The sequence below is a fragment of the Streptomyces sp. NPDC032745 genome (genome assembly GCF_055579465.1).
Map to the genome: position 1 here is coordinate 38,704 of NZ_JBVING010000026.1, position 25,677 is coordinate 64,380.

Annotated in this window: 31 protein-coding genes; 24 read left to right on the forward strand and 7 right to left on the reverse strand. The window is 72.7% G+C overall.

Features of this window, described 5'->3' with window-relative positions:
- Positions 1–152: 152 nt before the first annotated feature.
- Positions 153–1,175 carry a LacI family DNA-binding transcriptional regulator gene (locus tag ACZ5WG_RS39315; protein WP_468729458.1) on the reverse strand — a complete coding sequence of 341 codons (1,023 nt, stop codon included), beginning with the start codon at positions 1,173–1,175 and terminating at the stop codon, positions 153–155.
- A 24-nt stretch (positions 1,176–1,199) separates the two neighbouring features.
- Positions 1,200–2,015 carry a response regulator transcription factor gene (locus ACZ5WG_RS39320; RefSeq protein WP_266628014.1) on the reverse strand — a complete coding sequence of 272 codons (816 nt, stop codon included), beginning with the start codon at positions 2,013–2,015 and terminating at the stop codon, positions 1,200–1,202.
- A gap of 451 nt (positions 2,016–2,466) precedes the next feature.
- Here ACZ5WG_RS39320 and ACZ5WG_RS39325 point away from each other — a divergent pair, with 451 nt between their 5' ends.
- From ACZ5WG_RS39325 to ygfZ, 13 genes are all read left to right on the forward strand, one after another.
- Positions 2,467–2,721, forward strand: coding sequence for a MoaD/ThiS family protein (locus ACZ5WG_RS39325; RefSeq protein WP_468729459.1), 255 nt, complete (start codon positions 2,467–2,469; stop codon positions 2,719–2,721).
- Between the two features lie 604 nt (positions 2,722–3,325).
- Positions 3,326–4,540, forward strand: coding sequence for a hypothetical protein (locus tag ACZ5WG_RS39330; RefSeq protein WP_468729481.1), 1,215 nt, complete (start codon positions 3,326–3,328; stop codon positions 4,538–4,540).
- Positions 4,541–4,659: 119 nt separating this feature from the next.
- On the forward strand, positions 4,660–5,370 hold the full coding sequence (locus ACZ5WG_RS39335; protein WP_468729460.1) for an LmeA family phospholipid-binding protein: 711 nt from the start codon (positions 4,660–4,662) through the stop codon (positions 5,368–5,370).
- A gap of 162 nt (positions 5,371–5,532) precedes the next feature.
- A complete protein-coding gene (locus ACZ5WG_RS39340; RefSeq protein WP_350206375.1) occupies positions 5,533–5,616 on the forward strand; it encodes a putative leader peptide in 84 nt (27 codons plus the stop codon).
- Between the two features lie 210 nt (positions 5,617–5,826).
- Complete coding sequence (locus ACZ5WG_RS39345; RefSeq protein ID WP_030300854.1) at positions 5,827–6,672, forward strand: sulfurtransferase; 846 nt, start codon at positions 5,827–5,829, stop codon at positions 6,670–6,672.
- A 58-nt stretch (positions 6,673–6,730) separates the two neighbouring features.
- A complete protein-coding gene (locus ACZ5WG_RS39350) occupies positions 6,731–7,021 on the forward strand; it encodes a DUF1416 domain-containing protein (protein WP_007265476.1) in 291 nt (96 codons plus the stop codon).
- A gap of 121 nt (positions 7,022–7,142) precedes the next feature.
- Positions 7,143–7,406 carry a DUF3099 domain-containing protein gene (locus ACZ5WG_RS39355; protein WP_030300849.1) on the forward strand — a complete coding sequence of 88 codons (264 nt, stop codon included), beginning with the start codon at positions 7,143–7,145 and terminating at the stop codon, positions 7,404–7,406.
- Between the two features lie 113 nt (positions 7,407–7,519).
- Positions 7,520–8,293, forward strand: a complete 774-nt coding sequence (locus ACZ5WG_RS39360) for a hypothetical protein (RefSeq protein ID WP_468729461.1) — start codon at positions 7,520–7,522, stop codon at positions 8,291–8,293.
- Positions 8,290–9,267 carry a hypothetical protein gene (locus tag ACZ5WG_RS39365; RefSeq protein ID WP_468729462.1) on the forward strand — a complete coding sequence of 326 codons (978 nt, stop codon included), beginning with the start codon at positions 8,290–8,292 and terminating at the stop codon, positions 9,265–9,267. The genes ACZ5WG_RS39360 and ACZ5WG_RS39365 overlap by 4 nt, the downstream gene beginning before the upstream one ends.
- Complete coding sequence (locus ACZ5WG_RS39370; protein WP_468729463.1) at positions 9,264–10,166, forward strand: hypothetical protein; 903 nt, start codon at positions 9,264–9,266, stop codon at positions 10,164–10,166. Before ACZ5WG_RS39365 ends, ACZ5WG_RS39370 begins: the two co-directional genes overlap by 4 nt.
- A 274-nt stretch (positions 10,167–10,440) precedes the next feature.
- Positions 10,441–11,013 carry a heme-binding beta-barrel domain-containing protein gene (locus ACZ5WG_RS39375; RefSeq protein ID WP_468729464.1) on the forward strand — a complete coding sequence of 191 codons (573 nt, stop codon included), beginning with the start codon at positions 10,441–10,443 and terminating at the stop codon, positions 11,011–11,013.
- A gap of 92 nt (positions 11,014–11,105) precedes the next feature.
- Positions 11,106–11,561 (forward strand): Fur family transcriptional regulator, encoded by a 456-nt coding sequence (locus tag ACZ5WG_RS39380; protein WP_468729465.1) that lies wholly within the window; start codon positions 11,106–11,108, stop codon positions 11,559–11,561.
- Positions 11,562–11,594: 33 nt separating this feature from the next.
- Entirely contained in the window at positions 11,595–12,563 is a 969-nt protein-coding gene (gene ygfZ / locus ACZ5WG_RS39385) for a CAF17-like 4Fe-4S cluster assembly/insertion protein YgfZ (protein WP_468729466.1), read from the forward strand.
- 7 nt (positions 12,564–12,570) lie between these two features.
- Here the strand turns inward: ygfZ and dtd are convergent, their stop codons facing one another.
- Entirely contained in the window at positions 12,571–12,996 is a 426-nt protein-coding gene (dtd, locus tag ACZ5WG_RS39390; RefSeq protein ID WP_053787895.1) for a D-aminoacyl-tRNA deacylase, read from the reverse strand.
- Between the two features lie 160 nt (positions 12,997–13,156).
- On the opposite strand from dtd, the gene ACZ5WG_RS39395 reads away from it, so the two are divergent.
- From ACZ5WG_RS39395 to ACZ5WG_RS39405, 3 genes are all read left to right on the forward strand, one after another.
- Positions 13,157–13,777 (forward strand): RsiG family protein, encoded by a 621-nt coding sequence (locus ACZ5WG_RS39395; protein WP_468729467.1) that lies wholly within the window; start codon positions 13,157–13,159, stop codon positions 13,775–13,777.
- A gap of 62 nt (positions 13,778–13,839) precedes the next feature.
- Entirely contained in the window at positions 13,840–15,084 is a 1,245-nt protein-coding gene (locus ACZ5WG_RS39400) for a GNAT family N-acetyltransferase (protein WP_468729468.1), read from the forward strand.
- Between the two features lie 10 nt (positions 15,085–15,094).
- Positions 15,095–15,913: a putative protein N(5)-glutamine methyltransferase gene (locus ACZ5WG_RS39405; RefSeq protein ID WP_468729469.1), complete on the forward strand. Its 819-nt coding sequence runs from the start codon at positions 15,095–15,097 to the stop codon at positions 15,911–15,913.
- Between the two features lie 220 nt (positions 15,914–16,133).
- Here ACZ5WG_RS39405 and ACZ5WG_RS39410 read toward each other — a convergent pair whose 3' ends face one another.
- Positions 16,134–16,673: a hypothetical protein gene (locus ACZ5WG_RS39410; RefSeq protein WP_468729470.1), complete on the reverse strand. Its 540-nt coding sequence runs from the start codon at positions 16,671–16,673 to the stop codon at positions 16,134–16,136.
- A 141-nt stretch (positions 16,674–16,814) separates the two neighbouring features.
- On the opposite strand from ACZ5WG_RS39410, the gene ACZ5WG_RS39415 reads away from it, so the two are divergent.
- From ACZ5WG_RS39415 to ACZ5WG_RS39440, 6 genes are all read left to right on the forward strand, one after another.
- The gene (locus ACZ5WG_RS39415; RefSeq protein WP_468729471.1) at positions 16,815–17,345 is read left to right on the forward strand and encodes a hypothetical protein; all 531 of its coding nucleotides are present in this window, start codon (positions 16,815–16,817) and stop codon (positions 17,343–17,345) included.
- Entirely contained in the window at positions 17,342–17,785 is a 444-nt protein-coding gene (locus ACZ5WG_RS39420) for a helix-turn-helix domain-containing protein (protein WP_468729472.1), read from the forward strand. The genes ACZ5WG_RS39415 and ACZ5WG_RS39420 overlap by 4 nt, the downstream gene beginning before the upstream one ends.
- A gap of 10 nt (positions 17,786–17,795) precedes the next feature.
- Positions 17,796–18,215 carry a VOC family protein gene (locus ACZ5WG_RS39425; protein WP_468729473.1) on the forward strand — a complete coding sequence of 140 codons (420 nt, stop codon included), beginning with the start codon at positions 17,796–17,798 and terminating at the stop codon, positions 18,213–18,215.
- Positions 18,216–18,266: 51 nt separating this feature from the next.
- Positions 18,267–18,665, forward strand: coding sequence for a helix-turn-helix domain-containing protein (locus tag ACZ5WG_RS39430; protein ID WP_468308097.1), 399 nt, complete (start codon positions 18,267–18,269; stop codon positions 18,663–18,665).
- A gap of 26 nt (positions 18,666–18,691) precedes the next feature.
- Complete coding sequence (locus tag ACZ5WG_RS39435) at positions 18,692–19,261, forward strand: hypothetical protein (protein ID WP_468729474.1); 570 nt, start codon at positions 18,692–18,694, stop codon at positions 19,259–19,261.
- A 153-nt stretch (positions 19,262–19,414) separates the two neighbouring features.
- Positions 19,415–19,762 (forward strand): DUF2516 family protein, encoded by a 348-nt coding sequence (locus tag ACZ5WG_RS39440; RefSeq protein WP_468729475.1) that lies wholly within the window; start codon positions 19,415–19,417, stop codon positions 19,760–19,762.
- A gap of 20 nt (positions 19,763–19,782) precedes the next feature.
- On the opposite strand, the gene ACZ5WG_RS39445 is transcribed toward ACZ5WG_RS39440, so the two are convergent.
- From ACZ5WG_RS39445 to ACZ5WG_RS39455, 3 genes are all read right to left on the reverse strand, one after another.
- Positions 19,783–21,075 carry a PP2C family protein-serine/threonine phosphatase gene (locus ACZ5WG_RS39445; protein WP_468729476.1) on the reverse strand — a complete coding sequence of 431 codons (1,293 nt, stop codon included), beginning with the start codon at positions 21,073–21,075 and terminating at the stop codon, positions 19,783–19,785.
- 249 nt (positions 21,076–21,324) lie between these two features.
- Positions 21,325–22,386, reverse strand: coding sequence for a C40 family peptidase (locus tag ACZ5WG_RS39450; protein ID WP_468729477.1), 1,062 nt, complete (start codon positions 22,384–22,386; stop codon positions 21,325–21,327).
- Between the two features lie 223 nt (positions 22,387–22,609).
- On the reverse strand, positions 22,610–23,419 hold the full coding sequence (locus ACZ5WG_RS39455) for a class I SAM-dependent methyltransferase (RefSeq protein ID WP_468308087.1): 810 nt from the start codon (positions 23,417–23,419) through the stop codon (positions 22,610–22,612).
- Between the two features lie 209 nt (positions 23,420–23,628).
- Between ACZ5WG_RS39455 and mshA the strand changes: the two genes are divergently transcribed.
- Together mshA and ACZ5WG_RS39465 are read left to right on the forward strand one after the other, a co-directional pair.
- Positions 23,629–25,011 (forward strand): D-inositol-3-phosphate glycosyltransferase, encoded by a 1,383-nt coding sequence (mshA, locus tag ACZ5WG_RS39460; RefSeq protein ID WP_468729478.1) that lies wholly within the window; start codon positions 23,629–23,631, stop codon positions 25,009–25,011.
- Positions 25,004–25,507, forward strand: a complete 504-nt coding sequence (locus ACZ5WG_RS39465; protein WP_468729479.1) for a type III secretion system chaperone family protein — start codon at positions 25,004–25,006, stop codon at positions 25,505–25,507. The genes mshA and ACZ5WG_RS39465 overlap by 8 nt, the downstream gene beginning before the upstream one ends.
- Positions 25,508–25,677: the final 170 nt, after the last annotated feature.

Sequence of the window (25,677 nt, forward strand, 5' to 3'; positions counted from 1 at the left end):
GCGGGGAGAAGGCCCCGGGCAGCGGCCCCACAGGCGGGCTTGGCGCCGCGGGTGACGGCCCCCGGCCGGTGCCCGACGGACGGAGTCCGTCGCAGCGGGCCGAAGCCGGCGAGGCGCCTCGGCGCCGAGCCGTGCGAGGGCCGCGTGAAAGGCTAGTGGCAGCCGCAGGAGCGGCGGACCACCAGGGCCGACGGGAACTGCTTCAGGCGTTCCCGGCGGGAGCCGGCCACCCGGAGGCCGTCGTCCAGGACGAGGTCCACCGCGGCCCGCGCCATCGCCGGGCGGTCCGAGGCGATCGTCGTCAGCGGCGGGTCCGTCAGGGCCGCCTCCTTGACGTCGTCGAAGCCGGCCACCGCCAGCTCCCCCGGCACGTCGATGCGCAGCTCCCGCGCAGCCCGCAGCACGCCGATGGCCTGGTCGTCCGTCGCGCAGAAGATGGCCGGGGGCCGGTCCGGGCCGGCGAGGACCTCCAGCGCGACGCGGTACGCGTCGTACCGGTTGTACGGGGCCTCGAAGAGGCGGCCTTCCGTCGAGCGGCCCGACTCCTGCATCGCCCGGCGCCAGCCCTCCACGTGGTCGGCGACCGGGTCGCCGACCGACGGGGTGTTCTCCACCCCGCCGATGCAGGCGACGTACTCGTGCCCGTGTTCGAGCAGGTGGCGGGTGGCGAGCTGGGCGCCGCCGATGTCGTCGGTGACGACGGCGACGTCGTCGATCGCCTCCGGCCGCTCGTGCAGCAGCACCACACGCGCGTCCCACGCCTCGATCTCCGAGGCCGCCCGCTCGCTCATGCCCTGGCTGACCAGGATCAGCCCGGAGACCCGCATCCCGAGGAAGGCCCGCAGGTAGTGCACCTCGCGCTCGTCCCGGTAGTCGGAGTTCCCGACCAGGACCATCTTTCCGCGCTCGGCGGCGGCCTGCTCGACCGCGTGCGCCATCTCCGCGAAGAACGGCTGGCGCGCATCCGGGACGATCATGCCTATGAGGTCGGTGCGGCGTGACGCCATCGCCTGGGCGACCCGGTCCGGGCGGTAGCCCAGCTCCTTGATCGCGGCGAGTACACGCTCGCGCGTGGCCGGGGCGACCGGCCGGGGTCCGTTGTTGATGACGTAGCTCACGACGGCGGTAGACGTACCCGCAAGTCGTGCAACGTCATCCCGCGTCACCTTGGCCACGCTCGGGAGTCTACGCGGGGTGACCTACCTCTGGGCAGGCCGTCCTGCCGACTGGACGATCACAGGAGGTTCCTCCATACGGGGGACGCCGGCCGACGCCTGGGCCGACGCCTGGGCCGAGGCCTGCGCCGCGGCCTTGGCCGCCGCCTCCGCTGCCGCCCGCTCCACCTTCTCCGGCGTGACGAAGCGGTAGCCGACGTTGCGGACCGTACCGATCAGCGACTCGTGCTCGGGGCCGAGCTTCGCGCGCAGCCGCCGTACGTGGACGTCCACCGTCCGGGTGCCGCCGAAGTAGTCGTACCCCCAGACCTCCTGGAGCAGCTGGGCCCGGGTGAAGACCCGGCCCGGGTGCTGCGCGAGGTACTTGAGGAGCTCGAACTCCTTGAAGGTGAGGTCGAGGACCCGCCCCTTCAGCTTCGCCGAGTACGTCGCCTCGTCGACCGACAGGTCGCCGTTGCGGATCTCCATCGGGGAGTCGTCGGAGCCCAGCTGCTGGCGGCCGGTGGCGAGGCGCAGCCGCGCCTCGACCTCGGCCGGGCCCGCGGTGTCGAGGAGGACGTCGTCGATGCCCCAGTCGGCGGTGACGGCGGCGAGGCCGCCCTCCGTCACGACGAGGATCAGCGGACAGCCGGGGCCGGTGGAGCGGAGCAGCTGGCACAGTGAGCGCACCTGCGGCAGATCGCGGCGGCCGTCGACGAGGATGACGTCCGCGCCGGGGGTGTCCACGAGCGCGGGGCCCTCGGCGGGGGCCACTCGGACGTTGTGCAGCAGCAGGCCGAGGGCGGGCAGCACCTCGGTGGACGGCTGCAGGGCATTGGTCAGCAGCAGGAGAGAGCTCATGCCCGACCACCTGCCCAGGTCGGGCGGTTCTGCACGGTTCGCTGGTCCATCACGTCGGTTCCTCCTCGGTCCCGTCGAGGACTTTCGCGGTACTGCTTCGTACGTGGTGCGTGTGGCGCCTTGCCGGTCCCCGCGCCCTGAGGTCCGGACGGCACCACTGTTCTCGGTCCGTTCAACGTGCTGAAAGCACAAAAGGACCCGGGGGCAACGTTGCCCGGATCCTCTCGCCAGCAGAATAGCCCACCCGCGGGTGCGTGGCCGAGGCTTCGGCCTCCGCCTCTTCTGTGGTTCCTGCCACCCTTATGCCCAGCTTATGCCCCGGTTTCACCGGATCGATGGACGTACGGCAGGCCGCCCGGGCGCACACGGGGCGCGCGAAGGCGCACAGGATCAGCGCGCCGGAGGGTTCATCATGGAGGCCGACGGTAGAGAGCCGACGATAGGAGCTGCAGTGGCAACCGGAACCATCCGCTACTGGGCGGCGGCCAAGGCCGCGGCCAAGACGGCGGAGGAGCCGTACTCGGCGCAGACACTGGCCGAGGCGCTCGACGCAGTGCGGGAACGCCACCCCGGGGAGCTGAGCCGGGTCCTGCAGCGCTGCTCCTTCCTCGTGAACGAAGAGCCCGTGGGCAAGCGCCCGCACGATGCCGTTCCGCTGACCGAGGGGGGCACCGTCGAGGTGCTCCCGCCGTTCGCGGGCGGGTGAGCGGAAACCGATGAGCACTCCCGAGGAACAACAGCACCAGCAGCAGCGCCGGCAGGACCCGTACGGGACCCAGACCTGGCAGTCGGACACCTGGGACACCGGCTACCAGCCGGTCCACGAGGTGCAGCCGGTCCACGAGGTGCAGCCGGTCCAGCCGGTCCAGCCGCCGCTGGGCGCGCTGCCCGGCCAGCCCGTGGCGCCCGAGGGCTGGTTCCGCGACGAGGCGCAGGCCCCCCAGGCCCAGGCGCCGGAGGGCTGGTCCCAGGGCGGCGCCGGTGCGGCGTGGCCGGACGGGTCCGGGCTGGTGGCCGAGCCGGCGGGGTACCTGCAGCCCTACCCGGGGCCGGCGGCAGCCGACCCGCAGCCGGTCGCTCCGGAGGGCTGGTTCCGGGAAGAGGCGCCCGCCGCCCAGGCCCCGGCTCAGGCCCAGGCCCCCGCGGCCGACTGGCCGCCGAGCGGTGGCCCGGGTGCGTCGTGGGCCGGGGGTTCCGCCGCCGAGCAGACCGCGTACCTCCCGCCCCAGGCTGCCGGTGCCGCCGAGCAGACGGCCTACCTGCCGCCGTACCCCGGCCCCGAGGCGCCGGCGGCCGCCGAGACCGCGTACCTGCCGCCCTATCCCGGCCCCGATGCGGCCGACCCGCAGCCGCAGGCGGAGCCCATGGCGCCCGAGGGCTGGTTCCGCGACGAGGCGTCCGCCGCCCAGGTCCCCGCGGCCGACTGGCGGCCGGGCAGCCTCCGCGACGGGGCCCCGGCCGCCCAGGTCCAGGACCCGGCTGCCGACTGGGCGGCGAACGGGGGCTCCGGTGCGGCCTGGGGCGAGGGCTCCGCCGCCGAGCAGACGGCCTACCTCCCGCCGCAGGCCGCCGCCCCCGCGGGCGACGCGGCCGAGCAGACCGCCTTCCTGCCGCCGTACCCCGGCCCCGGGGAGCCGGCCGCCCCGGCCGCCCCCGCCCCGGCGGCACGGCCCGCCGCCCCGGTAGGCGCCGCCGGAGCCCTTGGCTCAGAGGCCCCGGGCGAGGAGCCCGCGTATTCCCCGCCCACCCTGGCCGGCAACACGCTGCGCGCCGTCGACCCCGCCCAGGCGCGCGCCGAGGGCCGGTCGCCGATCATCGATCCCGGCCCGCAGCCGGCCATACTGACCGCCGCCCTCGGGCTGCTGCTGGCCGGTGCCGCCGCCGTGGGGGAGCTCGCGCTGCTCGCCCCGCTGGTCGCCCTCCAGGGGCTCACCGCGGCCGGCTGGTTCCGGCTCAACGGGATGTGGCCCGCCCGGCAGGGCATCGCCCTCGCCTTCCTGGGGGCGCTCGTCGCCGACGGCGCCGTGCTCGCCGTGGGCGACCCGTACGGCCCCGGCGCGATCATCGGCACCCTCGGGGCCTGGGTGCTGCTCACGCTGGTCCTCCAGCTGCGCAGCCACGCCGACCCCGACGAGCGGATGTACGGGCTCATGGCCTCCGTGGCCTCCGCCGCGCTCGCCATCGTCTGCGCCGGCTACCTGGCCGCCGACTCCGCCGCCGTCAGTGTCGGCGCCGCGGCCGTCGCGGTCGCCGTGTTCACCCGCGCGCTCCCGCTGCCCACGCCGGCCTCCGTCGGCGTCTCGCTGGCCGCGGCCACCGGAGCCGGCATCGCGGTCGGCGGACTGACCTCCGTCGGGGTGGGCGGGGCGCTGGTCGGCCTGGCTGCCGGGGTGTGCGCGCTGATCGGGCTGCGCGTGGCCGCGTACGACTACCCGTCCAAGTTCGTCCACATGACGGCCGGTGTCGCGCTGCCGCTGGCGGCCGCGGCACCCGCCGTCTACCTGATCGGACGGGTGGTCGGCTGAGACCGGATCTCCCGTACGGCGGGCCGGCCGCGGCGGGCATCACACCGCCGCTGACGGCCTCCGTACGGCTGATCATGGTCCACTAGAACGCACGTACCGATCTACAGGGGGAGGGGCACGTGCGGTTCCTGCGTGTCGTTGTGATCATCGGAGTGGTGCTGGGCGCCCTGTTCGCGGGCGCCGACCGCTGGGCGGTCGGCTATGCCGAGAACCGGCTGGCCGAGCGCATCCAGGCCCGCCAGGGGCTGGCGGGGAGCACGGAGGTGGACATCCACGGGTTCCCGTTCCTGACCCAGGCGCTCAGCCACGACCTCGACCGCGTCGACGTGAAGCTGAAGGGCGTCGAGGCCGTCTCGGACGGCCGCAAGACGCGGCTCTCGCAGCTCGACGCCAGTTTCCGCAGCGTGAAGCTGAACGGGGACTACAGCGGGGGCACCGCCGAGCGGGCCGAGGGCACGGCCCTCGTCACCTACCAGGACCTGACCGAGGCCTCGCAGACCGGTGTGACGGTCACCTACGGCGGGGCGCCGGGCAAGGTGAAGGTCACGGCGGCCGTGGAGGTCCTCGGCCGCAGGCTCTCCCCCAGCGTGGTGTCGACCGTCACGCTGGTGGACGCCCCGGGCGGCGGCAAGGTGGTCCGGGTCCGGGCCGACGAGGTGCCCGGCGAGGGCCTGCCCGGGATCGAGGGCGCGGTCCGCAAGAAGACCGACTTCGACCGCAGGCTCGACGGCGGACTGCCGTCCGGGCTCAAGCTGACCACGCTGACCTCGGACGAGGCCGGCGTCCACCTCACGCTGACCGGCTCGGACGTGGTGCTGGCCGGATCGTGAGACGGTACGGTCCGATCCGTAGAAGAGCGGGCCGTCCGAAGGCCCCCGGAGGCGGTGCGGCAGCCGCCCGGGGGCGTATGCATCCCAACATCCGGACGATCCTGTCTCGGAATATGACACGCCGGTGACAGGGCGGCCGATTCGTCCCTACGATCCATGGCTATGAAGCATCAGCAGGCGGACCTCACGAAGCGACGGGCAGTAGACCTGTGTCGCGTCGCCGCCATGCTCTGTCGATCCATGTGACCTGTGAGCGCTTCCGCTCCATCAGCCGGACGACCGTCCCTTCCCGCGTGACCGCACCGCAGCCGCCCCCTCCTTCCCGCTGACGCCTCCCCGCGCAGTGTGCGAGGGCGCCGCCCGCAGCGGCACGCACCAGCAGCACCCGCAGACCGCTCCACAGCACCTGCACCTGCACAGCACGCCCCGCCGCACACTGCCCCGGAGGAGAACACCATGAGCCGCAGCGACGTCCTCGTAGACGCCGACTGGGTCGAGGCCCACCTGAACGACGCAAACGTCGTGATCGTCGAGGTGGACGAGGACACGTCCGCGTACGACAAGAACCACATCACCAACGCCGTCCGGATCGACTGGAAGCAGGACCTCCAGGACCCGGTCCGCCGCGACTTCGTGGACCAGGAGGGCTTCGAGAAGCTCCTCTCCGCCAAGGGCATCTCCAACGACGACACCGTCGTCCTCTACGGCGGCAACAACAACTGGTTCGCGTCCTACGCCTACTGGTACTTCAAGCTGTACGGCCACCAGGACGTCCGCCTCCTCGACGGCGGCCGCAAGAAGTGGGAGCTCGACTCCCGCGACCTGGTCGACGGCACCGAGGTCCCGAACCGTCCGGCCACCCAGTACAAGGCCCAGCCGCAGGACGCCTCGATCCGTGCCTTCCGCGACGACGTCGTGGCCGCGATCGGCGCCCAGAACCTGGTCGACGTCCGCTCGCCCGACGAGTTCTCCGGCAAGCTGCTCGCCCCGGCGCACCTCCCGCAGGAGCAGTCGCAGCGCCCCGGCCACGTGCCGAGCGCCCGCAACATCCCGTGGTCGAAGAACGCCAACGACGACGGCACCTTCAAGTCCGACGAGGAACTGACCGCCCTCTACGAGGCCGAGCAGGTCGACCTGTCGAAGGACACCATCGCGTACTGCCGCATCGGTGAGCGCTCCGCGCTGACCTGGTTCGTGCTGCACGAGCTCCTGGGCCAGGAGAACGTCAAGAACTACGACGGCTCCTGGACCGAGTACGGCTCCCTGGTCGGCGTGCCGATCGAGCTCGGCGCCAACAAGTAGATCCCGGGCACGCGACGCCCCGTAGACCGTACGACCTCTCTAGGACAGGACAGAGAACATGTGTGGAGCACAGATCGGCGGGCCCGACCTCGCGACGCTCAAGCCCGGTGAGACCGCCATCCAGGGTCAGGTGACCAAGGACGGCGAGCCCATCAGCGGGTACGTGCGCCTGCTCGACTCGACCGGCGAGTTCACGGCCGAGGTCCCGACCTCGGCGACCGGCCAGTTCCGCTTCTACGCGGCGACCGGCTCGTGGACCCTGCGCGCGCTGGTCCCCGGCGCCCAGGCGGACCGCGCCGTGGTCGTGGCCGAGGCGGGCGGCGTGACGGACGTGGCGATCGCGGTCTGACGACCGCGCTGCGCACGCAGCGGTAGCCGAACCGGCCGGAGGGCCGCACCCCAGGGGGTTGGACGCCACTGGAACGGGGTGCGGCCCTTCGCGCCGTCCGCTGCGGCTCTACCCTGGAGGCATGTACGCCCGGCGGCGCCGCGTCTACTTCCTCCTCATGGGCGGATGCATCTTCCTGTTCGTCTCCGCCTGGTCCTTCGTGCGGCTGTTCTCGGTGGAGGCGGCCGTGGCCCTGTGCGTGGTCGCCATGGTCATCCCGCCGGTCGCCGCGATGATCGCGAACCGGCGCGGGCCGGACGACCGCTGGTGGGACGACCCCTCGGGCGACCCGAAGTCCGACGAGTGGTGGGACGAACTGGACGGAAAGCGGCGTCACGAGGATTGAAACCCCAGGACATCAAAACGTAATAAGCATTCGTACAACTGCTCCCCCCGCGGACGGGTCATGGGTACGCACGGGTACCCACCCAGTGCCTCACGTCCTGTGGGGGGACTTCCTTGGAACACGAACAGACCCTTCCTGAGCAGCCGGAAGGGGAGGAGACCGCCGCCCGCCGCCCCCGCGGCCGCAGCCGTACGGTCCTCCTGATCGCCGGCGCCGCCGTACTCGGCGTGCTCGCGGGCACGGTCACCGGCTACGCGATCCAGTACGACCGCGAGCCCACCCCGCTGCCGCCGCTGGCGCAGCAGAAGATCGACCAGCCGAAGCCGCAGGCTCCGAACGAGTCGACGAGCGCCCGCGCCCTCAACGCCAACCGCTGGCACAAGACGGACGACGATCTGGCGAAGCTGCTGATCGAGGCCCCGGCCGGGGTGGAGGTCCGCTCCTCGGGGACGGTGTCCCCGGACGAGTTCTCGGCCGACTACTACGAGAAGCCGGGCGGCGGCCTCGCCGGCCAGCTCCGGAACGACGTACGGCGGATCGCCGAGCTGGAGTGGGCGCAGGACGACCGGAACTTCGTCACCGTCCGGCTCTTCCAGTACCGGGACCGCTCCGGTGCCGACTGGTACCAGCACGCCCACGGCTACCTGGCGGAACAGAGGTACGCCGGCAACTCGGGCAAGGACCTGCCCGGTGTGCCCGCCGACTTCGGCCACCTGTGGGTGGACTCCGGGCAGCGGGAGAAGCCGGGCTACCTCCCGACGAAGTCGGCCCGGGTCCTCGCCCGGCGCGGCGACATCGTCATGGAGATCAGCTACATGAACAACCGCGGCGTCCTCGACGAGAAGGACGTCGTCGAGATCGCCAAGCGACAGTGGGAGCGGCTGTGAGCGACCCGCAGGACAGCCAGGACGGCCAGGACATGACGGCCGAGGCGGCCGAGGCGGCCGAGGCGGCCGAGGCGACCGGGGCGACCGAGGCGACCGGGGCGACCGGGGCGACCGGGGCGACTGAGGCGACTGAGGCGACCGGGGCGACCGGGGCGACCGGGGCTTCGGCATCGGCCGCAGCGACCGGGGCGACCGCGCCCGAGACGGCGCAGGCCGCCGCGCCGCGGGCGCGGAGCCGCCGGACCGTGGCGCTGATCGCGGGCGGGCTCGGCATCGCCGTCCTCGCCGGCGGCGCCCTCTGGGCCGCAGGGCGGATCGCCGACGCCGACCGCACCGCGCCGACCCGGTACTGGGTCGCGGCGGGCGCCGAGCCCAGGCCCACCGGTACGCCGGAGCCGGTCGCGACCGTGCCGCCGAACGAGCTGACGGGCAAGCTGCTGCCGGTCACCGCCGATTTCGAGCTCGGCCCCGACCTCGACGCCGAGGGCAACGACTTCTACGTGTCGGGCGAGCGGGCGCTCCAGGCCGTCAAGGACGCGCGCACCGGGCTTTCCGGCGACGAGCGGGCGGAACGGGACAAGGCGCTGGCCGGCCTGAAGCTCAAAGGCGTGGCCGGACGCAGCTACCACCGGTCCCGCGACCAGCAGGTGATGGAGATCCAGCTCACCCAGGCCGACCCCCAGGCCCTCGCGAAGCTCGCCGAGTTCAGCAAGAAGCTCCTCGAGCTGACCGGCGGCGACCGCGGCGCGCCGAAGATCGAGGGCTTCCCCGACGCCAAGTGCGCGCTGTCGGTCCTCGGCAAGGAGAAGACGGAGGACCAGAACAAGATCGACACCATCCACTGCGAGGCCCTCCAGGGCGATGTGCTGGTGAGCTTCCGGATGTACGCGCCCAAGCCCCTCTCCGCGAACGACGCCGCAGACCTGTTCAAGCAGCAGCTGAACCACCTGAAGTCCCCCGGGGAGTCCGTGTGACCGAGCAGAACACCGCCGACACGCTCGTACCGGTCGCCGAGCCGCCGGCACCGGCAGAAGCAGCGGCAGCGGCACCGGCAGAGACACCGGCACCGGCACCGGCCGCCCCCAAGGACCGCCGCACGCTGTTCGCCGCCCTGCGGTGGACGGCGGCCGTCGTGGTCTTCGCCGCCGTCGGCACAGGGGTCGCGTACGGGATCACCCGGGCCGAACGCACCGACCTCCCCGGCCTGTCCACCGAGGACGACGGCCGCTGGGCCTACCCGGCCCTGGCGAAGCCCGCACTGCCCGCCGGCGCCCCGCTGCCCGCGGGCAAGGACAACAAGGACGAGACGCACTACGCGCCGCTCACCGGCCTGCTGCTGCCGGCTCCCGCGGGCGCCGGGCCGGATGCCGGGCTCAAGGCGGACAAGGACCAGCTGGTGTCCGTCGACGCGTTCCTCGAGGAGTACGCCCCCGACAGCCGGGCGAAGCTGAAAGAGGGCCTGGAGTACGAGGGGCTGCGCCAGATCGCCGCCCGCGGCTGGACCACCCCCGACGGCACGCGCACGCACATCTACCTGCTGCGCTTCCACTCCTCGGGCTTCGTGAACTCCTTCCGCGGCTGCGACACCAACACGCAATTGGCCGGCGCCCCGGTCCTGGAGATGGACCTGGCCTGGAACAAGATCAAGAGCTCGCAGCCCAGCATGGACGGGCAGGCCGTCAGCCACACGCTCAGCAGCGGCGGTACCAGCCTGTACCAGGAGCCCAAGCCCGCGGGCGGGGACGAGCAGACCAAGCTCGGATGCCTCCAGGCGGGTGACGTCCAGGCCGTGATCGTCCAGACCCGCAAGGGCGAGGTGGCCGCCGTTCCCTTCCACCAGACGGTGATCCTGCAGAGCCAGCTGCTGGGCTGACCGCCCGCAGGCAGCGGCTGCGGCCTACCTCACGGAGTGCGCCGGTCCCCGGGCCAGTAGGCTTGGGGACCGGCCCCGTACACGCCCACATCACTCCGAGGAGCACCCCGTGCTTGAGGCATTCTTCACCTCCCTGCTGGTTCTGGTCTGCGTCGGCGTGCTCGCCTTCACCGGCCTCGCAGTGAAGAAGCTGTACCAGGGCCAGCGCTGATCCCCGATCGGCCGCCCTCCCGGACCCGGAACCCCTCCCCACAGATCGCCTGAGCAGCCAACCATGATCCAGATCCCGTCCGACCTGAACCCGGGCCTCGTCCCCCTCGCCTTCCTCCTCGGTACCTGGGAGGGCGCGGGCGTCTTCGACTTCCCCGGTGAGGAGAAGTGCAACTTCGGCCAGGAAGTCGTCTTCAGCCACGACGGCCGGGACTTCCTGGAGTACACCTCCCACAGCTGGGTCCTCGACGCCGAGGGCAACAAGGTGCGGCCGCTGGAGTCCGAGTCCGGCTACTGGCGCATCGACGACACCCGCAAGGTCGAGATCGTCATGGTCCGCGACCAGGGCGTCTGCGAGATCTGGTACGGCGAGCTCGCCGACCAGAAGCCCCAGATCGACCTGGCCACCGACGCGGTGGCCCGTACCGCAGCCGCCCGGCCGCACAGCGGCGGCAAGCGGCTCTACGGCTACGTGAAGAGCGACCTGATGTGGGTCGGCGAGAAGGCCACGCCCGAGGTCGAGCTGCGCCCGTACATGTCGGCCCAGCTCAAGAAGGTCGTCACGCCCGAGGAGGTCGCCGAGATGGCGCGCAACCTCCCGGACATGCCGGACGACGGCATCGCCTTCTTCCGCTGAGCCGCTGAGCCGCCGAGCGGTTCTCCACAGACTGTGCAAGAAGGGGACCACGGGCCGGCCCGTGGTCCCCTTCGCGCGCTTACACTGGCCGGGTGGGGACCATCGGAGACACCGACAGTGCTGACTGGAAGACCGACCTGCGCCAGCGCGGGTACCGGCTGACCCCGCAGCGCCAGCTCGTGCTGGAAGCGGTCGACACGCTGGAGCACGCGACCCCGGACGAGATCCTCGCGCACGTGCGCAAGACCGCCTCCGGAGTCAACATCTCCACCGTCTACCGCACGCTGGAGCTCCTGGAGGAGCTGAAGCTCGTCTCGCACGCCCACCTCGGGCACGGGGCCCCCACGTACCACCTCGCCGACCGGCACCACCACATCCACCTGGTCTGCCGCGAGTGCACCGAGGTGATCGAGGCGGACGTGGACATCGCCGCCGAGTTCACCGCGAAGCTGCGTGCCACCTTCGGCTTCGAGACCGACATGAAGCACTTCGCGATCTTCGGGCTCTGCAAGAAGTGCGCCGCCAAGCAGCTCGACGCTCCGGCATAGGAGCGGGCCGGGCCGGGTCGTAGGCTTGGTGGCATGACCAGCAGCCCCTTGCTCCATCTCCCCGGCGCCGTACCGGCCGAAGGCCGCGACGAGGGCGTCGCCGCCCACTACGGAGAGCTGTACGGCGAACAACGCGCGCTCGCGGACGGCCGCGGTTTCGTCGACCTCTCGCACCGCGGAGTCGTCACCGTCACCGGACCGGAGCGGCTGAGCTGGCTGCACCTGCTGCTCACCCAGCACCTCACCGAACTCCCGCCCGGGCAGGCCACCGAGGCGCTGATCCTCTCCGCCAACGGCCACATCGAGCACGCCCTCTACCTCGTCGACGACGGCGAGACCGTGTGGGCGCACGTGGAGCCCGGCACGCAGGAGGCGCTGATCGCCTACCTGGAGTCGATGAAGTTCTTCTACCGGGTCGAAGTGGCCGACCGCACCGCCGACTTCGCCGTCGTGCACCTGCCGGCCGGCTCCATCGCCGAGGTCGCCAAGGAGTACGCCGTACGGGAGACCGCGCACGGCCGCGACGTCTTCGTGCCCCGCGCCGAGCTGGAGGCCTTCGCCGCCGCGCACGGCCCCGCCGCCGGGCTCCTCGCATACGAGGCCCTGCGCGTGGAGGCACACCGGCCGCGGCTCGGCCTGGAGACCGACCACCGCACCATCCCGCACGAGCTGGGCTGGATCGGCACCGCCGTGCACCTCCAGAAGGGCTGCTACCGCGGCCAGGAGACGGTGGCCCGCGTCCACAACCTCGGCAAGCCCCCGCGCCGCCTGGTCTTCCTGCACCTGGACGGCTCCGAGGTGCTCCTCCCGGCGCACGGCACCCCGATCCGGCTCGCCGCAGACGGGGAGGAGGGCCGCCAGCTGGGCTTCGTGACCACCGCGGTCCGCCACCACGAGCTGGGCCCGATCGCCCTTGCGCTGGTCAAGCGGAACGTGCCGCTCGACGCCCCGCTGCTGGCCGGGAAGACGGCCGCCGCGCAGGAGGTCGTCGTGGCGCCGTAACGGTGCCCTAGATGTCGATGACGATGGTGAACGGGCCGTGGTTGGTCAGCGAGACCCGCATGTCCGCGCCGAACCGGCCCGTCTCCACGGTCGCCCCCAGCGCGCGCAGCTGTGCGACGACCTCGTCGACCAGCGGCTCCGCGACCTCGCCGGGCGCCGCCGCGTTCCACGTGGGGCGGCGGCCCTTGCGGGCGTCCCCGTAGAGCGTGAACTGCGAGATCACCAGCAGCGGCGCACCGATGTCACTGCAGGACTTCTCCGCCTCGAGGATCCGTACGGACCACAGCTTGCGCGCCAGCTGCGCCGCCTTCTCCGGGGTGTCGTCGTGGGTCACCCCCACCAGCACGCACAGCCCCTCGCCGACGATCTCGCCCACGGTCTCACCGGCCACGACGACGCTCGCGCCGTCCACCCTCTGCACCACTGCTCGCATACCACCTGTGTATCAGGCGTGCACCCATCAGGGGCCGATCGGGTGGCGTGGGACTGCACCGGCACCACGGAGAGTGGCACGATGCACGCAGGCGGTGCTTCCCTCCGGTCCCAAGGGCCGGGAGACCCCATGCACCGGTCGAGGGGACGGACACGTTCACATGAATACTTCTGGTACCTCCGTACCTGCATCACCCGTACCTGCATCACCCGCGGCCACTCCGGCAGGCGCGGTCAGACCGCCCGCGCAGCGCACGGGCGAGGAGCAGGCGCCGACCACGCCCGCCGCCACGCTCGCCACCGCGCTCGGGCTGCCGGAACTGCGCACGCTGCGCCGCGATGCGCAGCGCGACGAGGCCGATCTGAGCTACGTACGCAGACTCCTCCAGGGCCGGATCGACATCCTGCGCGCCGAACTGGCCCGGCGCAGTGACCCGGAGGCGCCGGTGACCCCGGAGCCGCCGGTGGTCGACCGGCTATCGGAGATCCTCGCCGACGCGCCCTCCAGCCGCAGCGCCTCCGCCCGGCACGTCACGCTCGGCACCCCGCACAGCGAGGAGTTCCGGCTGCTGGCCGCGGAGATGCTGTCCGACGTGGAGCTGTCGGACCTGGGCGCCCGTACCGACGGCGAACTGCACGACGCGATGGGCCGGTTGGTGCGCTACGAGCAACAGGTCTCGCGGCGCCGGCAGCAGCTGCAGCGCACGGCGGACGGCTGCAGCGCGGAGATCACCCGGCGCTACCGGGAAGGCGAGGCGCAGGTGGACGACCTGCTGGCATAGACAATTCGGGCGCAGGAAAATTCAGGCGACTCGGCCGGGGGCTGCGGTTAGCGTGGCCGGTTATGAGTGCAGACGTCCGGCCGATCGCCGCATCCGAACTCCCCGAGTGGCTCCGAGCCGTGAACACCGGCTTCCTGCGCCCCGACCGCGTCACCGAGTCCGACCTCGCCCAGCGGGCCAAGTACACCGACCTGGACCGCACCCTGGGCGCCTTCGAAGCCGGCACGGGCCGCTGCGTGGCCACCTTCCGCTCCTTCGCCCAGGAACTGACCGTCCCGGGCGGCAGGGCCGTGCCCGCGAGCGCCGTCACCAATGTCGCCGTGCTGCCCACGCACCGCCGCCAGGGCCTGCTGACCCGGATGATGGCCGCCGAGCTGGCGGCCGCGCAGGCCCGCGGCGACGTGGTGTCCACGCTGATCTCCGCCGAGTACCCGATCTACGGGCGGTACGGCTACGGTTCCGCGGCCTCGGTCGCCGAGTGGGAGATCGACGTGAGCCGTACCGGGCTCGACCCCCGCTGGTCCGGGCCCGCGGACGGCGGCCGCATCGAGCTGGTGGACGTGGCCGAGGCGCACGCGCTCGGCCCCGGGCTGCACGAGCGGCTGCGGGCGGTGTCGCCCGGCACGGTCAGCCGGGACGCGCGCTGGTGGCGCCTGGCCTGCGGGCTGGAGGAGACGTCGCTGCGCCCGTACAAGGACAAGTTCCACGCCGTGTACCGGACGGCGGACGGCGAGCCGGCCGGCATCGCCGTGTACACGTCCGACGACCACTGGACGGACGGGAAGCTCCCGCTCAACACCGTGCAGGTCACGGAGCTGATCGCGGTCACCCCGGACGCGGAGCGCGCCCTGTGGCACTTCCTGTGCTCCATCGACTGGGTGCTGAAGGTCCGTACCGGCTACCGCGCCCCCGACGACCTCGTCCCGCACCTGCTGCCCGACCCGCGCGCGGCCACGATCGTGACCGCCTCGGACTTCCTGTGGGTGCGGGTCATCGACGTCGTACGGGCCCTGAGCGCGCGGACGTACGCCGTGCCCGGGGTCCTCGTACTCGAGGTGACGGACGCGGCGGGGCCGGCCGCGGGCCGCTACCGGCTCGACGCGGGCACGGGGGAGTGCACGGTCACCGAGGAGCCGGCGGACCTGCGCCTCGACGTGTCGGAGCTGGGCTCCCTGTACCTCGGCGACGAGTCGGCGGTACGGCTCGGGGCGCTGGGGCGGATCGCGGAGGAGCGGCCGGGGGCGCTGGCGCTGGCGGACGCGGTGTTCCGCACGGCCCGCCGCCCGTGGTGCCCGACGATGTTCTGATCCCGCAGGCATGACACGGCATGGGATTGTTGGTGCACGACCGAGGAGTGAGCTGAACTACGTGGCTTCGATTGTGGAAACCCTGCGCGCGGCGGGCTGCGTCTTCGCGGAGGAGGAGGCGGAGCTGCTGACGGCTGCCGCCGAGGACGACGGCCACCTGGCGGACCTGGTGGCCCGCCGGGCCGGCGGCGAACCGCTGGAACACGTCGTCGGCTGGGCGGAGTTCTGCGGCCTGCGCATGCGCGTGGGCGAGGGGGCCTTCGTACCGCGCCGGCGCACCGAGTTCCTGGTGCAGGAGGCCGTGGCCCTGGCCCGGCCGGACGCGGTGGTGCTGGACCTGTGCTGCGGGGTCGGCGCGCTGGGCGCGGCGGTGGCGGCGCAGCTGGGCTCCCGGGTGGAACTGCACGCGGCGGACATCGACCCCGCGGCGCTGGCGTACGCGCGGCTCAACGTGGCCCCGTACGGCGGGCGGGTCCACGAGGGCGACCTGTACGCCGCGCTCCCCGACTCGCTGCGCGGCCGGGTGGACCTGCTGGTGGTCAACGCCCCGTACGTGCCGACGGAGGAGATCGGGCTGCTCCCCTCGGAGGCCCGCGACCACGAGCCCCTGACCTCCCTGGACGGTGGCGCGGACGGCCTGGACGTCCACCGCCGGGTCGCGGCGGGGGCCCTGCCCTGGCTGGCGCCGGGCGGTCGGCTGCTGATCGAGACGAGCGCCCGCCAGTCCCCGCACACGGCCTCGGCCTTGTCGTCGGCGGGCCTGGCAGTCCGCGCGACCACCTCGGAGGAGCTGCACGCGACGGTGGTGATCGGCACCCGCGCGGCCTAGGTCGTGTCGTCAAAGTCCCGTCTGGCTGGCGGGGTCTGGCACGCACGCTCGCCGCGTTGTCGTCGGTCAACGACGTCCCCCAGCTACCGCTGGGAGGTGCCCCCACCGCGTCGCTTCCCTCCTCCGCCTTGCGATCGCACGCACCAGACCCCGCCAGCCCCGCCCTTCCGGGCGGCCGACGCTACTTTGACGACACGACCTGGCCAAGCGGAGGGGGCTCCTACTCGTATACCTGTGCGGCCGAGAGCTGTTCGGCGATCGACCGCCAGGTGACGGGCTCGAGTTCGTGGGCCCAGGGCGTGGCCGCGAGCCATGCGGCCCAGCCGTCGAGCCATGCGTGCGGGGTGCCGTGCGCCCAGCTCCCGCCGTCGCCGGCCCACAGGCCGCGGGCCGCGCGGGCGCGCATCTCCCGCCGGTCGCGGGCGAAGCCGACGGCCAGCGTCGCCACGTACCGGCGCAGGTCCGCCGCGCTCGACACCGCGTCCTCGTCCGTCGGGGGCTCGGCGAGCGCGGGGTCCTGCCGGGGCTCGGCCGTGCGGGCCCGGTACAGCTGGCAGGCCAGCCCGCGCCAGCCGCCGTCGAGCGCGGCGGTGCCGTCGAGGTGGCGGTCCAGTACCGTCACCCAGCCCCACAGGAAGCCGTCGACGCCCCGGTGCGCCCGGGCGGCCTCGGCCTCGGCCGAGAGCAGGAGCAGGTACGCGACGAGGTCCGGGCGGGACTCCACCCGGTGCCACGCCTCGACGCTCTCGGGTATGGCCATCCCGTGAGGCTACGGACAACACGGCGGTGTGGCCAGCGGGTTGACCGGCCGACAGGGTCTCCCCCGGTTGGGGGAGGCGGTCGGGCGGGGCCCGTTCCCGGGGGCGATGCGGGGGTGCGGGGCGGTCGTGAGGATGGTTGCATGACGCACACGCAGCAGCTCCGCCCCGTCGCTCCGGCCGCGCCCCGCTGGGCGGTTCGGGCCGCGCACGTCACCGCGCTCCTCACCCTGCCGTCGGGCATCTGGCGGCTCCTGCTGGGCGCCGGCTTCCTCGCCGGGTACACCGAGGCCGGGTACGCGGCCGCGGGCCTGCCGGGCTGGGGCAGGGTCTACGTGATCGCCCTCAGCGTGGCCTCCGAGCTGCTGGCGCTGCTCACGCTCGGCCTGGTCCGGCCCTGGGGCGAGGTGCTCCCGTCCTGGGTCCCGCTGCTCGGCGGCCGCCGGATCCCGCAGCGGTACGTCACGGTGGTGGCCGGCGCCGGGGCGGTGGGGCTGATCTGCCTGTGGACCCCGTTCGTCCTGTGGTGGAACCTCCCGCACCCGGACATGACGGCCGCGGGCGCCACGGTCGCGGGCTTCCTCTACCTCCCCCTCGTCGCCTGGGGCCCCCTCCTGGCGGCGGTCACGGTCTCCCACCACCGCCGCCACCGCCGCCTTAGGCTGGCAGGGTGAACCTCGAGGACCTCGTACGGCTGCGCCGGGCCCGGGACGCGATGGACCGGGACTACGCGCAGCCCCTCGACGTCCCGGCGCTGGCGCGCGTCGCCCTCATGTCGCCCGGCCACTTCTCCCGCAGCTTCCGGGCCGCCTTCGGGGAGACCCCGTACAGCTACCTGATGACCCGCCGCGTCGAGCGGGCCAAGGCGCTGCTGCGGCGGGGCGACCTCAGCGTGACGGAGGTCTGCTTCGCGGTCGGCTGTACCTCGCTGGGGTCGTTCAGCTCGCGCTTCACCGAGCTGGTCGGCGAGACCCCGAGCGCCTACCGGGCCCGTCGCCACGACCCGGGCGCGGCCATCCCGGCATGCATCGCCAAGATCCACACCCGGCCGGTCAGGAGCGGACCCGGCGGACCGGCCACGGGCGGGGAAGCGGAAACCGCCGCCCGCCCGTAGCGTCGACGGCATGGAGATCAAGCTGTCCCAGTGCTTCATCGCCGTCGACGACCACGACAGGGCGCTCGCCTTCTACCGCGACGCCCTCGGCATGGAGGTCCGCAACGACGTGGCGTTCGAGGGGATGCGCTGGGTGACCATCGGCTCACCCGCGCAGCCGGACGTGGAGATCGTCCTCGAGCCGCCGGCCGCGAACCCGAACGCCTCTCCGGCCGACAAGCAGGCGATGGCCGAGCTGCTCGCCAAGGGCATGCTGCGCGGCGTGATCTTCTCCACCGACGACGTCGATGCCGCCTTCGAGCGCATCCGGGCCGCGGGCGGCGAGGTGCTCCAGGAGCCGGTCGACCAGCCGTACGGGGTCCGCGACTGCGCCTTCCGCGACCCGGCCGGCAACATGCTGCGCTTCAACCAGCCGCGCTCCGGTGGGTGATTTTGCAAGCACGCGCTTGCAATAGTTAGCAGAGTCCGGCAGGATCGGGGCATGGCATCGCTCAACGTCGGAAATCTCGGCGAGTACCTCCGCGAGCAGCGGCGGCAGGCCCAGCTCTCGCTGCGGCAGCTGGCCGACGCGGCGGGGGTGTCGAATCCGTACCTGAGCCAGATCGAGCGCGGGCTGCGCAAGCCGAGCGCGGACATCCTGCAGCAGCTCGCCAAGGCGCTGCGGATCTCCGCGGAGACGCTGTACGTACAGGCCGGGATCCTCGACGAGCGGGATCGCGACGAGGTGGAGACGCGTGCCGCGATACTCGGCGACCCGTCCATCAACGAGCGGCAGAAGCAGGTGCTGCTCCAGATCTACGACTCGTTCCGCAAGGAGAACGCGGCCGAGGCCGACCCGGCCGGCGCGGACGACGACACCGACATGCACCCTACGAACTGAACTGTTGATCCGGGAGGACCAGCCACATGGCCATCGCCGATGACCTGAAGAAGACCCTCACCGACCCGACTCCGCTCTACTTCGCCGCCGGCACAGCCGACCTCGCGGTGCAGCAGGCGAAGAAGGTGCCCGGGCTCATCGAGCAGCTGCGCGCCGAGGCACCCGCACGCATCGAGGCCGTGAAGAACACCGACCCGAAGATCGTGCAGGAGAAGGCCAGGGAGGCGCAGGAGGCGGTCACCGCCAAGTTCGCCGAGGTGCTCACCGCGATCGACCCGAAGAAGTTCGGGGAGGCCGCGCAGGACCTGGCGCTGCGCGGGGTCGGCGTGGCCGCCGAGTACGCCGTGCGCGCCAAGGAGACGTACGACAAGGTCGCCGAGCACGGCGAGCAGGCCGTACGGACCTGGCGGGGCGAGGTCTCCGAGGAGATCGTCGACATCGCGGTCGCCGTCGAGCCGAAGCCCGAGCCGGCGGAAGAGCCCGCCGCCGACGCCTCGGCCGAGGGCTCCGACCAGGAGAAGCCCGCCGCCCGGAAGAACTCGGTGCGCAGGAACAACACGAAGAAGGCCGCCGCACTGGCGGGCGACGAGAGCTGAATCGCGGACCGGAAACGGTTTCCGTGACGGCGGGCCGGGCACCAGCGGGGTGTCCGGCCCGTTGTCGTCTGCGAGGGCCGCTCTGCCGGTAGCGTGGAGGCAGGCGGCATCCGGCGTGCGAAGCGTGAGAAGCGTGAGAAGGCGGTCGAGGCGATGTTGATGAACGGGTTCGATAACGGAGTGCTCCCGTTGCTCGGGTTCGCCATGCTGGCACTCGCCGTGGTGGCCCTCGTCTTCGCGGTGCTGGCGCGCGAGGACGCGTACCGCGCCGCCGACAAGCAGACCAAGACGTTCTGGCTGGTCATCCTCGGGGTCACCGTGCTGGTGGACTTCTTCCTGGGGATGCTGTTCCTGCAGATCGCCGGCCTCGTGGCCACCATCGTGTTCTTCGTCGACGTACGCCCGGCCCTCAAGCAGGTCTCGGGTGGCGGCGGTGGCGGCCGGCGCAAGGGCGGCAGCAGCAGCGACGGCCCGTACGGCCCGTACAACGGCGGGCGCTGAGCCCCCCTGATGGCCCCGGGCTAACCCTCCGCGCGGGAGAGCAGGACCACGGCCACGTCGTCGGTGAGCTCCCCGCCGTTGAGGCGCCGGGCCTCGGTGACGGAGGCCTCCAGCAGGCCCTCGCCGCTCAGGCCTTCGCCGAGGTGCCGGTTGATCATCTCGACCATGCCGTCCTGCCCGAGCCGCTCCTTGCCGTCGCCGATGCGGCCCTCGATCAGCCCGTCGGTGTAGAGCATCAGGCTCCAGGTGCCGCCCAGCTCGACCTGGCGGCGGGGCCAGCGGGCCTTGGGCAGCAGTCCGAGCGCCGGCCCGCTGTTCTCGTACGGGAGCAGCTGCGCGCGGCGGCCCGGCCGGGATATCAGCGGCGCCGGATGGCCGGCCAGGCACAGGCCCGCGCGGCGGCCGTCGGGGGAGATGTCCACCGTGCACAAGGTCGCGAAGATCTCCTCGCAGGGGCGCTCCACCTCCAGGACCTCCTGGAGGGTGGCCAGCAGGTCGTCCCCGCACAGGCCGGCCAGGGTCAGGGCGCGCCAGGCGATGCGGAGCTCGACGCCGAGGGCGGCCTCGTCGGGGCCGTGGCCGCAGACGTCGCCGATCATCGCGTGGACCGTGCCGTCGGGGGTGCGGACGGTGTCGTAGAAGTCCCCGCCGAGGAGGGCGCGGCTGCGGCCGGGGCGGTAGCGGGCGGCGAAGCGGAGGTCCGACCCCTCGAGGAGGGGGTTGGGGAGCAGGCCGCGCTCGAGGCGGGCGTTCTCCTGGGCCCGAAGTTTCGATTCTGCGAGCTTGTACTGGGCGATGTCCGCCCGCTTTCTCTCCACGGCGTAGCGGATCGCCCGGCTCAGGAGGCGGCCGTCCAGCTCGTCGCGGAACAGGAAGTCCTGTGCGCCGACCCGGACGGCCTCGGCGGCGCGCTCCGCGTCGGCCTCGGCGGTGAGGACGAGGACGGCGTGGCCGGGCGCGATCCGGAGCACCTCGCGGAGGGTGTCCAGCTGGTCGACGACCGCGGTACGGGAGCCGCCGCCGGCGGTGGACCCCGTCCCGGGGAGGGAGAGGTCCAGCAGGATGCAGTGCACGTCGTGGGTGAGCAGGCGCGCGGCCTCGGTGAGGTTGCGGGCGGTGCGGAGCCGGATGCGGTGCCGGTCGGCGTCGAGGATCTCGGGCACGGTGAGTCCGCCTGCGGGGTCGTCCTCGATCACCAGCAAGGTCAGGGACGCCTGGGGTGCGGTGGCGTGCGGGGCCGCTGGGGGCAGCTGAGCGGCCTGGGCGCTCTCCGTGGCGGGGGTCTCCCTCTGCCGCGGTACGGGTACGGCCATCGTCTCCGGTTCCTTCCCTCCCCCCGAGGGTGCGTCCGGCCGACCCTAGCGGTCGGTGGCCGCAGAACGGAATGGTGTTCCGGGCCAGGGCCGCCGTCATATGCCGTTATCGCGGGGGAATGCGCCTCACTGAAAGACCACTGAATGACCAACGTCACGACGGAGGCCGTCGCCGTCCCGCCCAGCGAGACGTCCGGAACCCCCCGCGGGTTCCCTCCGCCACGGCCTTTCCCGCCCCGCGGGCAGCGGTTATGCGTCCGGGCGGACCACTGCCTTGATCGGCATCGAGCCCGCGCCCGTCAGGGTGACGTTGCGGCCCGGCCGGGGGGCGTGGACGATCGCGCCGTCGCCCACGTACATACCGACGTGGCTGGCGTCGTCGAAGTAGATGATCAGGTCACCCGGCCGCATGTCCTTGATCGCGACCTTCGGCAGCAGCCGCAGCTGCTCCTGCGAGGTGCGCGGGATGCCCTTGCCGGCCGCGCGCCAGGCCTGCGAGGTGAGGCCGGAGCAGTCGAACGAGTCCGGGCCCACGGCGCCCCACACGTACGGCTTGCCCATCTGTGCCGTGGCGTACTGGATCGCCTTCTTCCCCGACTCCGACGCAGAGCTGTTGATCTCCTTCAGCACGCCCGTCGACAGCCACGCCGACTGCGCCTTGTACTGCGCCTCCTGCTCGAGCTGAATCAGCCGGGCCTTCTCCTCGGCCTCCAGCTTGCTCTCCAGCGCCTCCGCCGCCTTGATCTTCCCCTCGATCTGCTTCTTCGAGGTCTCCTGCTTGATCCGGTTGGCTTCGAGCTTCTCCCACTGCGCGCTCGCGTCCTTCGCGTACTGCTGCAAGTCGCTCTGCGTGCGGTTCATTTCGGACATCAGGTCCGTGGCGGCCTTCTCGCCCCGGCGGATCCGGTCCGCCCCGTCGAGGAACTGGCTCGGGCTGCTGCTCAGCGCCAGCTGCGCGCCGGCCGGCATCCCGCCCGAGCGGTACTGGGCGCGCGCGGCGGCCCCCGCGCGGTTCTTGAGGGCCGTGATCCGGTCCTGCCCCGCCGCCACCTGCTTCGCGATCTCGACGATCTTGGCGGACTGGGCCTTGGCCTCGCCCTCGGCGAGGTTGTACGAATCCGTCGCCGTGCCCGCCTGGCGGTACAGCTCGTCGATCTCCTTGCGCACCTGCTCAAGGGACTTGACGCCCGGCTCCGGCAGTGGCGCCGCCTGCGCCACACCGCCCGTGCCCGCCACGGCGAGCAGCGCCGTCGCACACAGCAGCGTGAGAGCGGACGCACCGCTGCGCCGCCTACGCTCCACGGTCCCCATGGTCCCCCCAAGGTGCCCCGAGTCGACCCGACGCCGGATCCGCACCGGATCCGCCATCACATCTGACTATTCATCAGTAACTTTGCGCTGCCTTCGGGATGGTGCCACGAGTCGGTGAATTCCAACACCCTCACAGGCGTCATCCCGATCTTCCCCAGTCCCCCACACGCATCCCGACGGCTCAACGGGCCACCCCGGCAACCGGTTCCCCGCCGCGCCACATTCACCCCGCCGGGCGCAACGCCTCCCAGCGCACCGTCAGTTCCCCCTGCCGCCACCGTCCCGGCCCGTCCGCCAGCGGCCAGTCGGCGGCCAGCGCCCGCGCCGTCCGGATCCAGCGCTGCCGCGCCCCGTAGGAGGCGTACGGGGCCGCCGCCGCCCACGCCCGGTCGAAGTCGCGCAGGAACGCATGCACCGGCTCGCCCGGCACGTTGCGGTGGATGAGCGCCTTCGGCAGCCGCTCCGCCAGGTCCGAAGGGCGCTCGAGGGAGCCCAGCCGGGTCGCGAACGTCACCGTGCGCGCCCCCTCGGGCCCCAGCGCAACCCACACATGGCGCCGCCCGATCTCGTCACAGGTCCCCTCGACCAGCAGCCCGTCCGGGGCCAGGCGCGCGCACAGCCGCTCCCACACCGCCGCCACCTGCTCCTCGTCGTACTGGCGCAGTACGTTCGCCGCGCGGATCAGCGCCGGCCGGGCCCCGCCCTCCAGCGGCACCTCGAACCCGCCGTGCCGGAAGCTGAGCCCCTCGCGCTCGTACGGCTTCGCCGCCGCGACCCGCGCCGGCTCGATCTCGATGCCGACCACCCGCACCCGCGGCGCCGCCTCCCGCAGCCGGGCCAGCAACTCCACCGCCGTCCACGGCGCGGCCCCGTAGCCGAGGTCCACCGCGACCGGCGCCTGCGCGCGCCGCAGCACCGCCCCGTGCGTGGCCGCGATCCAGCGGTCCATCCGGCGCAACCGGTTCGGGTTCGTCGTCCCGCGGGTCACCGTGCCCACAGGACGGCGCGGGGGCGGGGCGGAGCGGGAGGACATGCGCCGAGCGTAAGCGGAGGGCCCCCGCCGGATGAAAAGAGGCCAGACCGCGCGGCAAACGCCGAGGAAAAATCACCGACTCCCGGAATGCGGGAGACGGCCGTCCGGGTTGCACTCCTTGGAGGGTGCCCCGCGCGCTCCCTCTGCCGTGCCCTGCCCCTGTCCGTCCCGTCCAGTACGCCGCCGTCCGAGCGAGAGGAACTGCTCTCTTGAGCCAGTACGTGTCCCGCCTCGGCGGCAGCCTCAGCGGCCGGATCGCCGCCGCCCGCGGCACCCGCCACGATCCGCCCCGCCTGCGCCTGCCGGCCGTCGGCCACCACCGCAGGCCGCGCCGCGTCGCCATGCTCAGCGTGCACACCTCGCCGCTGCACCAGCCCGGCACCGGCGACGCCGGCGGTATGAACGTGTACATCGTGGAGCTGGCCAAACGCCTCGCCGCGATCAACATCGAGGTCGAGATCTTCACCCGCGCCACCGAGGGCGGCCTCCCGCCCGTGGTCGAGCTGGCCCCCGGGGTGCTCGTACGGCACGTGGACGCGGGCCCCTACGAAGGCCTCGCCAAGGAAGAGCTCCCGGCCCAGCTGTGCGCCTTCACCCACGGCGTCATGCAGGCCTGGGCCGGCCACCGGCCCGGCTACTACGACCTCGTCCACTCCCATTACTGGCTCTCCGGCCACGTGGGCTGGCTCGCCGCCGAGCGCTGGGGCGTCCCCCTCGTCCACGCCATGCACACCATGGCCAAGGTCAAGAACGCCGCGCTGGCCGAGGGCGACACGCCCGAACCCGCGGCCCGCGTCATCGGCGAGACCCAGATCGTGGCCGCCGCCGACCGGCTCATCGCGAACACCACCGAAGAGGCCGACGAGCTGGTCCGGCACTACGACGCCGACCCCGGCAAGGTCGCCGTCGTCCACCCCGGCGTGAACCTCGACCGCTTCACCGTCGCCGACGGCCGGGCCGCCGCCCGCGCCCGCCTCGGCCTGCCGCAGGACGCCGTCATCCCGCTCTTCGCCGGCCGGATCCAGCCGCTCAAGGCCCCCGACATCCTGCTGCGCGCGGTCGCCGAGCTCGTCGACCGGGACCCCTCGCTGCGCCACCGGCTCTTCGTCCCCGTCGTCGGCGGCCCCAGCGGCAGCGGCCTCGCCAAGCCGGAGGGGCTGCAGAAGCTCGCGGCGAAGCTCGGCATCGCCGACCTCGTCCACTTCCACCCGCCGGTCCGCCAGGACGCGCTCGCCGACTGGTTCCGGGCGGCGTCCGTGCTGGTCATGCCCTCGTACAGCGAGTCCTTCGGGCTCGTCGCGATCGAGGCCCAGGCCACCGGTACCCCGGTGCTGGCCGCCGAGGTCGGCGGGCTGCCGGTCGCCGTCAACGACGGGGTGACCGGGATCCTCGTACCCGGGCACGACCCGGTGGACTACGCACGGGAGCTGCGGCGCTTCGTGGACGACCCGGGGCTCGCGGGCCGGATGGGCGCCGAGGCCGCGCGGCACGCGCAGTTCTTCGGCTGGGACACGGCGGCGAGCGGCACGGCGGACGTGTACACCGCAGCCATGCATGATCACCGCCGTCGCGTACGCTCCCACCATGGCTGACGCTGACACCGCCGACACCACCGCGATCATCGAGAGCACCCTCGCCGAGGCCGGACTCGCGTGGGAGAGCCCGGAGCCGGGCTCGTACGTGATCCAGCTCCCCGGCACCCGCAAGCTGAGCACCACCTGCTCGGTCCGGGTCGGCCGGCACTCCCTGTCGGTGAACGCCTTCGTCATCCGGCACCCCGACGAGAACGAAGCGGGCGTCCACCGCTGGCTGCTGGAGCGCAACCTCAAGCTGTACGGGATGGCCTACGCGGTCGACGCCCTCGGCGACGTCTACCTGACGGCCCGGCTCCCGCTGTCCGTGGTCACCCCGGAGGACCTGGACCGGCTGCTCGGCACGGTCCTGGAGGCGGCGGACGGCGCCTTCAACACCCTGCTGGAGCTGGGCTTCGCGAGCGCGATCCGCCGCGAGTACGAATGGCGCGTCTCGCGCGGCGAGCCGACCTACAACCTGGACGCCTTCAAGCACCTGACGCAGCCGTCGTCCTGAGCGAAGTGCGCCCTGCAGGTACGGATACTCCGCGCGCGCAGAGGCTCCGTACGTACAGGGCGCACCAGACCTAGGTGTATTGCCCTGGGAGGTTGTGGACGGTGATGGAGGTCTCGGCTGAGGCGTCTTGAACGGGTGAGGGCCTCCCGGGTTCGGTGTGGATTGCGACA

Excerpts from the sequence above, each read along its gene's own strand:
- ACZ5WG_RS39465 (WP_468729479.1), top strand. The coding sequence starts at position 25,004 with ATGGCTGACGCTGACACCGCCGACACCACCGCGATCATCGAGAGCACC.
- ygfZ (WP_468729466.1), top strand. The coding sequence starts at position 11,595 with ATGACCAGCAGCCCCTTGCTCCATCTCCCCGGCGCCGTACCGGCCGAA.
- ACZ5WG_RS39355 (WP_030300849.1), top strand. The coding sequence starts at position 7,143 with ATGTACGCCCGGCGGCGCCGCGTCTACTTCCTCCTCATGGGCGGATGC.
- ACZ5WG_RS39430 (WP_468308097.1), top strand. The coding sequence starts at position 18,267 with ATGGCATCGCTCAACGTCGGAAATCTCGGCGAGTACCTCCGCGAGCAG.
- ACZ5WG_RS39415 (WP_468729471.1), top strand. The coding sequence starts at position 16,815 with ATGACGCACACGCAGCAGCTCCGCCCCGTCGCTCCGGCCGCGCCCCGC.
- ACZ5WG_RS39395 (WP_468729467.1), top strand. The coding sequence starts at position 13,157 with ATGAATACTTCTGGTACCTCCGTACCTGCATCACCCGTACCTGCATCA.
- ACZ5WG_RS39425 (WP_468729473.1), top strand. The coding sequence starts at position 17,796 with ATGGAGATCAAGCTGTCCCAGTGCTTCATCGCCGTCGACGACCACGAC.
- ACZ5WG_RS39345 (WP_030300854.1), top strand. The coding sequence starts at position 5,827 with ATGAGCCGCAGCGACGTCCTCGTAGACGCCGACTGGGTCGAGGCCCAC.
- ACZ5WG_RS39435 (WP_468729474.1), top strand. The coding sequence starts at position 18,692 with ATGGCCATCGCCGATGACCTGAAGAAGACCCTCACCGACCCGACTCCG.
- ACZ5WG_RS39445 (WP_468729476.1), bottom strand. The coding sequence starts at position 21,075 with ATGGCCGTACCCGTACCGCGGCAGAGGGAGACCCCCGCCACGGAGAGC.
- ACZ5WG_RS39375 (WP_468729464.1), top strand. The coding sequence starts at position 10,441 with ATGATCCAGATCCCGTCCGACCTGAACCCGGGCCTCGTCCCCCTCGCC.
- dtd (WP_053787895.1), bottom strand. The coding sequence starts at position 12,996 with ATGCGAGCAGTGGTGCAGAGGGTGGACGGCGCGAGCGTCGTCGTGGCC.
- ACZ5WG_RS39440 (WP_468729475.1), top strand. The coding sequence starts at position 19,415 with ATGTTGATGAACGGGTTCGATAACGGAGTGCTCCCGTTGCTCGGGTTC.
- ACZ5WG_RS39405 (WP_468729469.1), top strand. The coding sequence starts at position 15,095 with ATGACACGGCATGGGATTGTTGGTGCACGACCGAGGAGTGAGCTGAAC.
- ACZ5WG_RS39400 (WP_468729468.1), top strand. The coding sequence starts at position 13,840 with ATGAGTGCAGACGTCCGGCCGATCGCCGCATCCGAACTCCCCGAGTGG.
- ACZ5WG_RS39455 (WP_468308087.1), bottom strand. The coding sequence starts at position 23,419 with ATGTCCTCCCGCTCCGCCCCGCCCCCGCGCCGTCCTGTGGGCACGGTG.
- ACZ5WG_RS39450 (WP_468729477.1), bottom strand. The coding sequence starts at position 22,386 with ATGGGGACCGTGGAGCGTAGGCGGCGCAGCGGTGCGTCCGCTCTCACG.
- ACZ5WG_RS39350 (WP_007265476.1), top strand. The coding sequence starts at position 6,731 with ATGTGTGGAGCACAGATCGGCGGGCCCGACCTCGCGACGCTCAAGCCC.
- ACZ5WG_RS39320 (WP_266628014.1), bottom strand. The coding sequence starts at position 2,015 with ATGAGCTCTCTCCTGCTGCTGACCAATGCCCTGCAGCCGTCCACCGAG.
- ACZ5WG_RS39340 (WP_350206375.1), top strand. The coding sequence starts at position 5,533 with ATGAAGCATCAGCAGGCGGACCTCACGAAGCGACGGGCAGTAGACCTG.
- ACZ5WG_RS39410 (WP_468729470.1), bottom strand. The coding sequence starts at position 16,673 with ATGGCCATACCCGAGAGCGTCGAGGCGTGGCACCGGGTGGAGTCCCGC.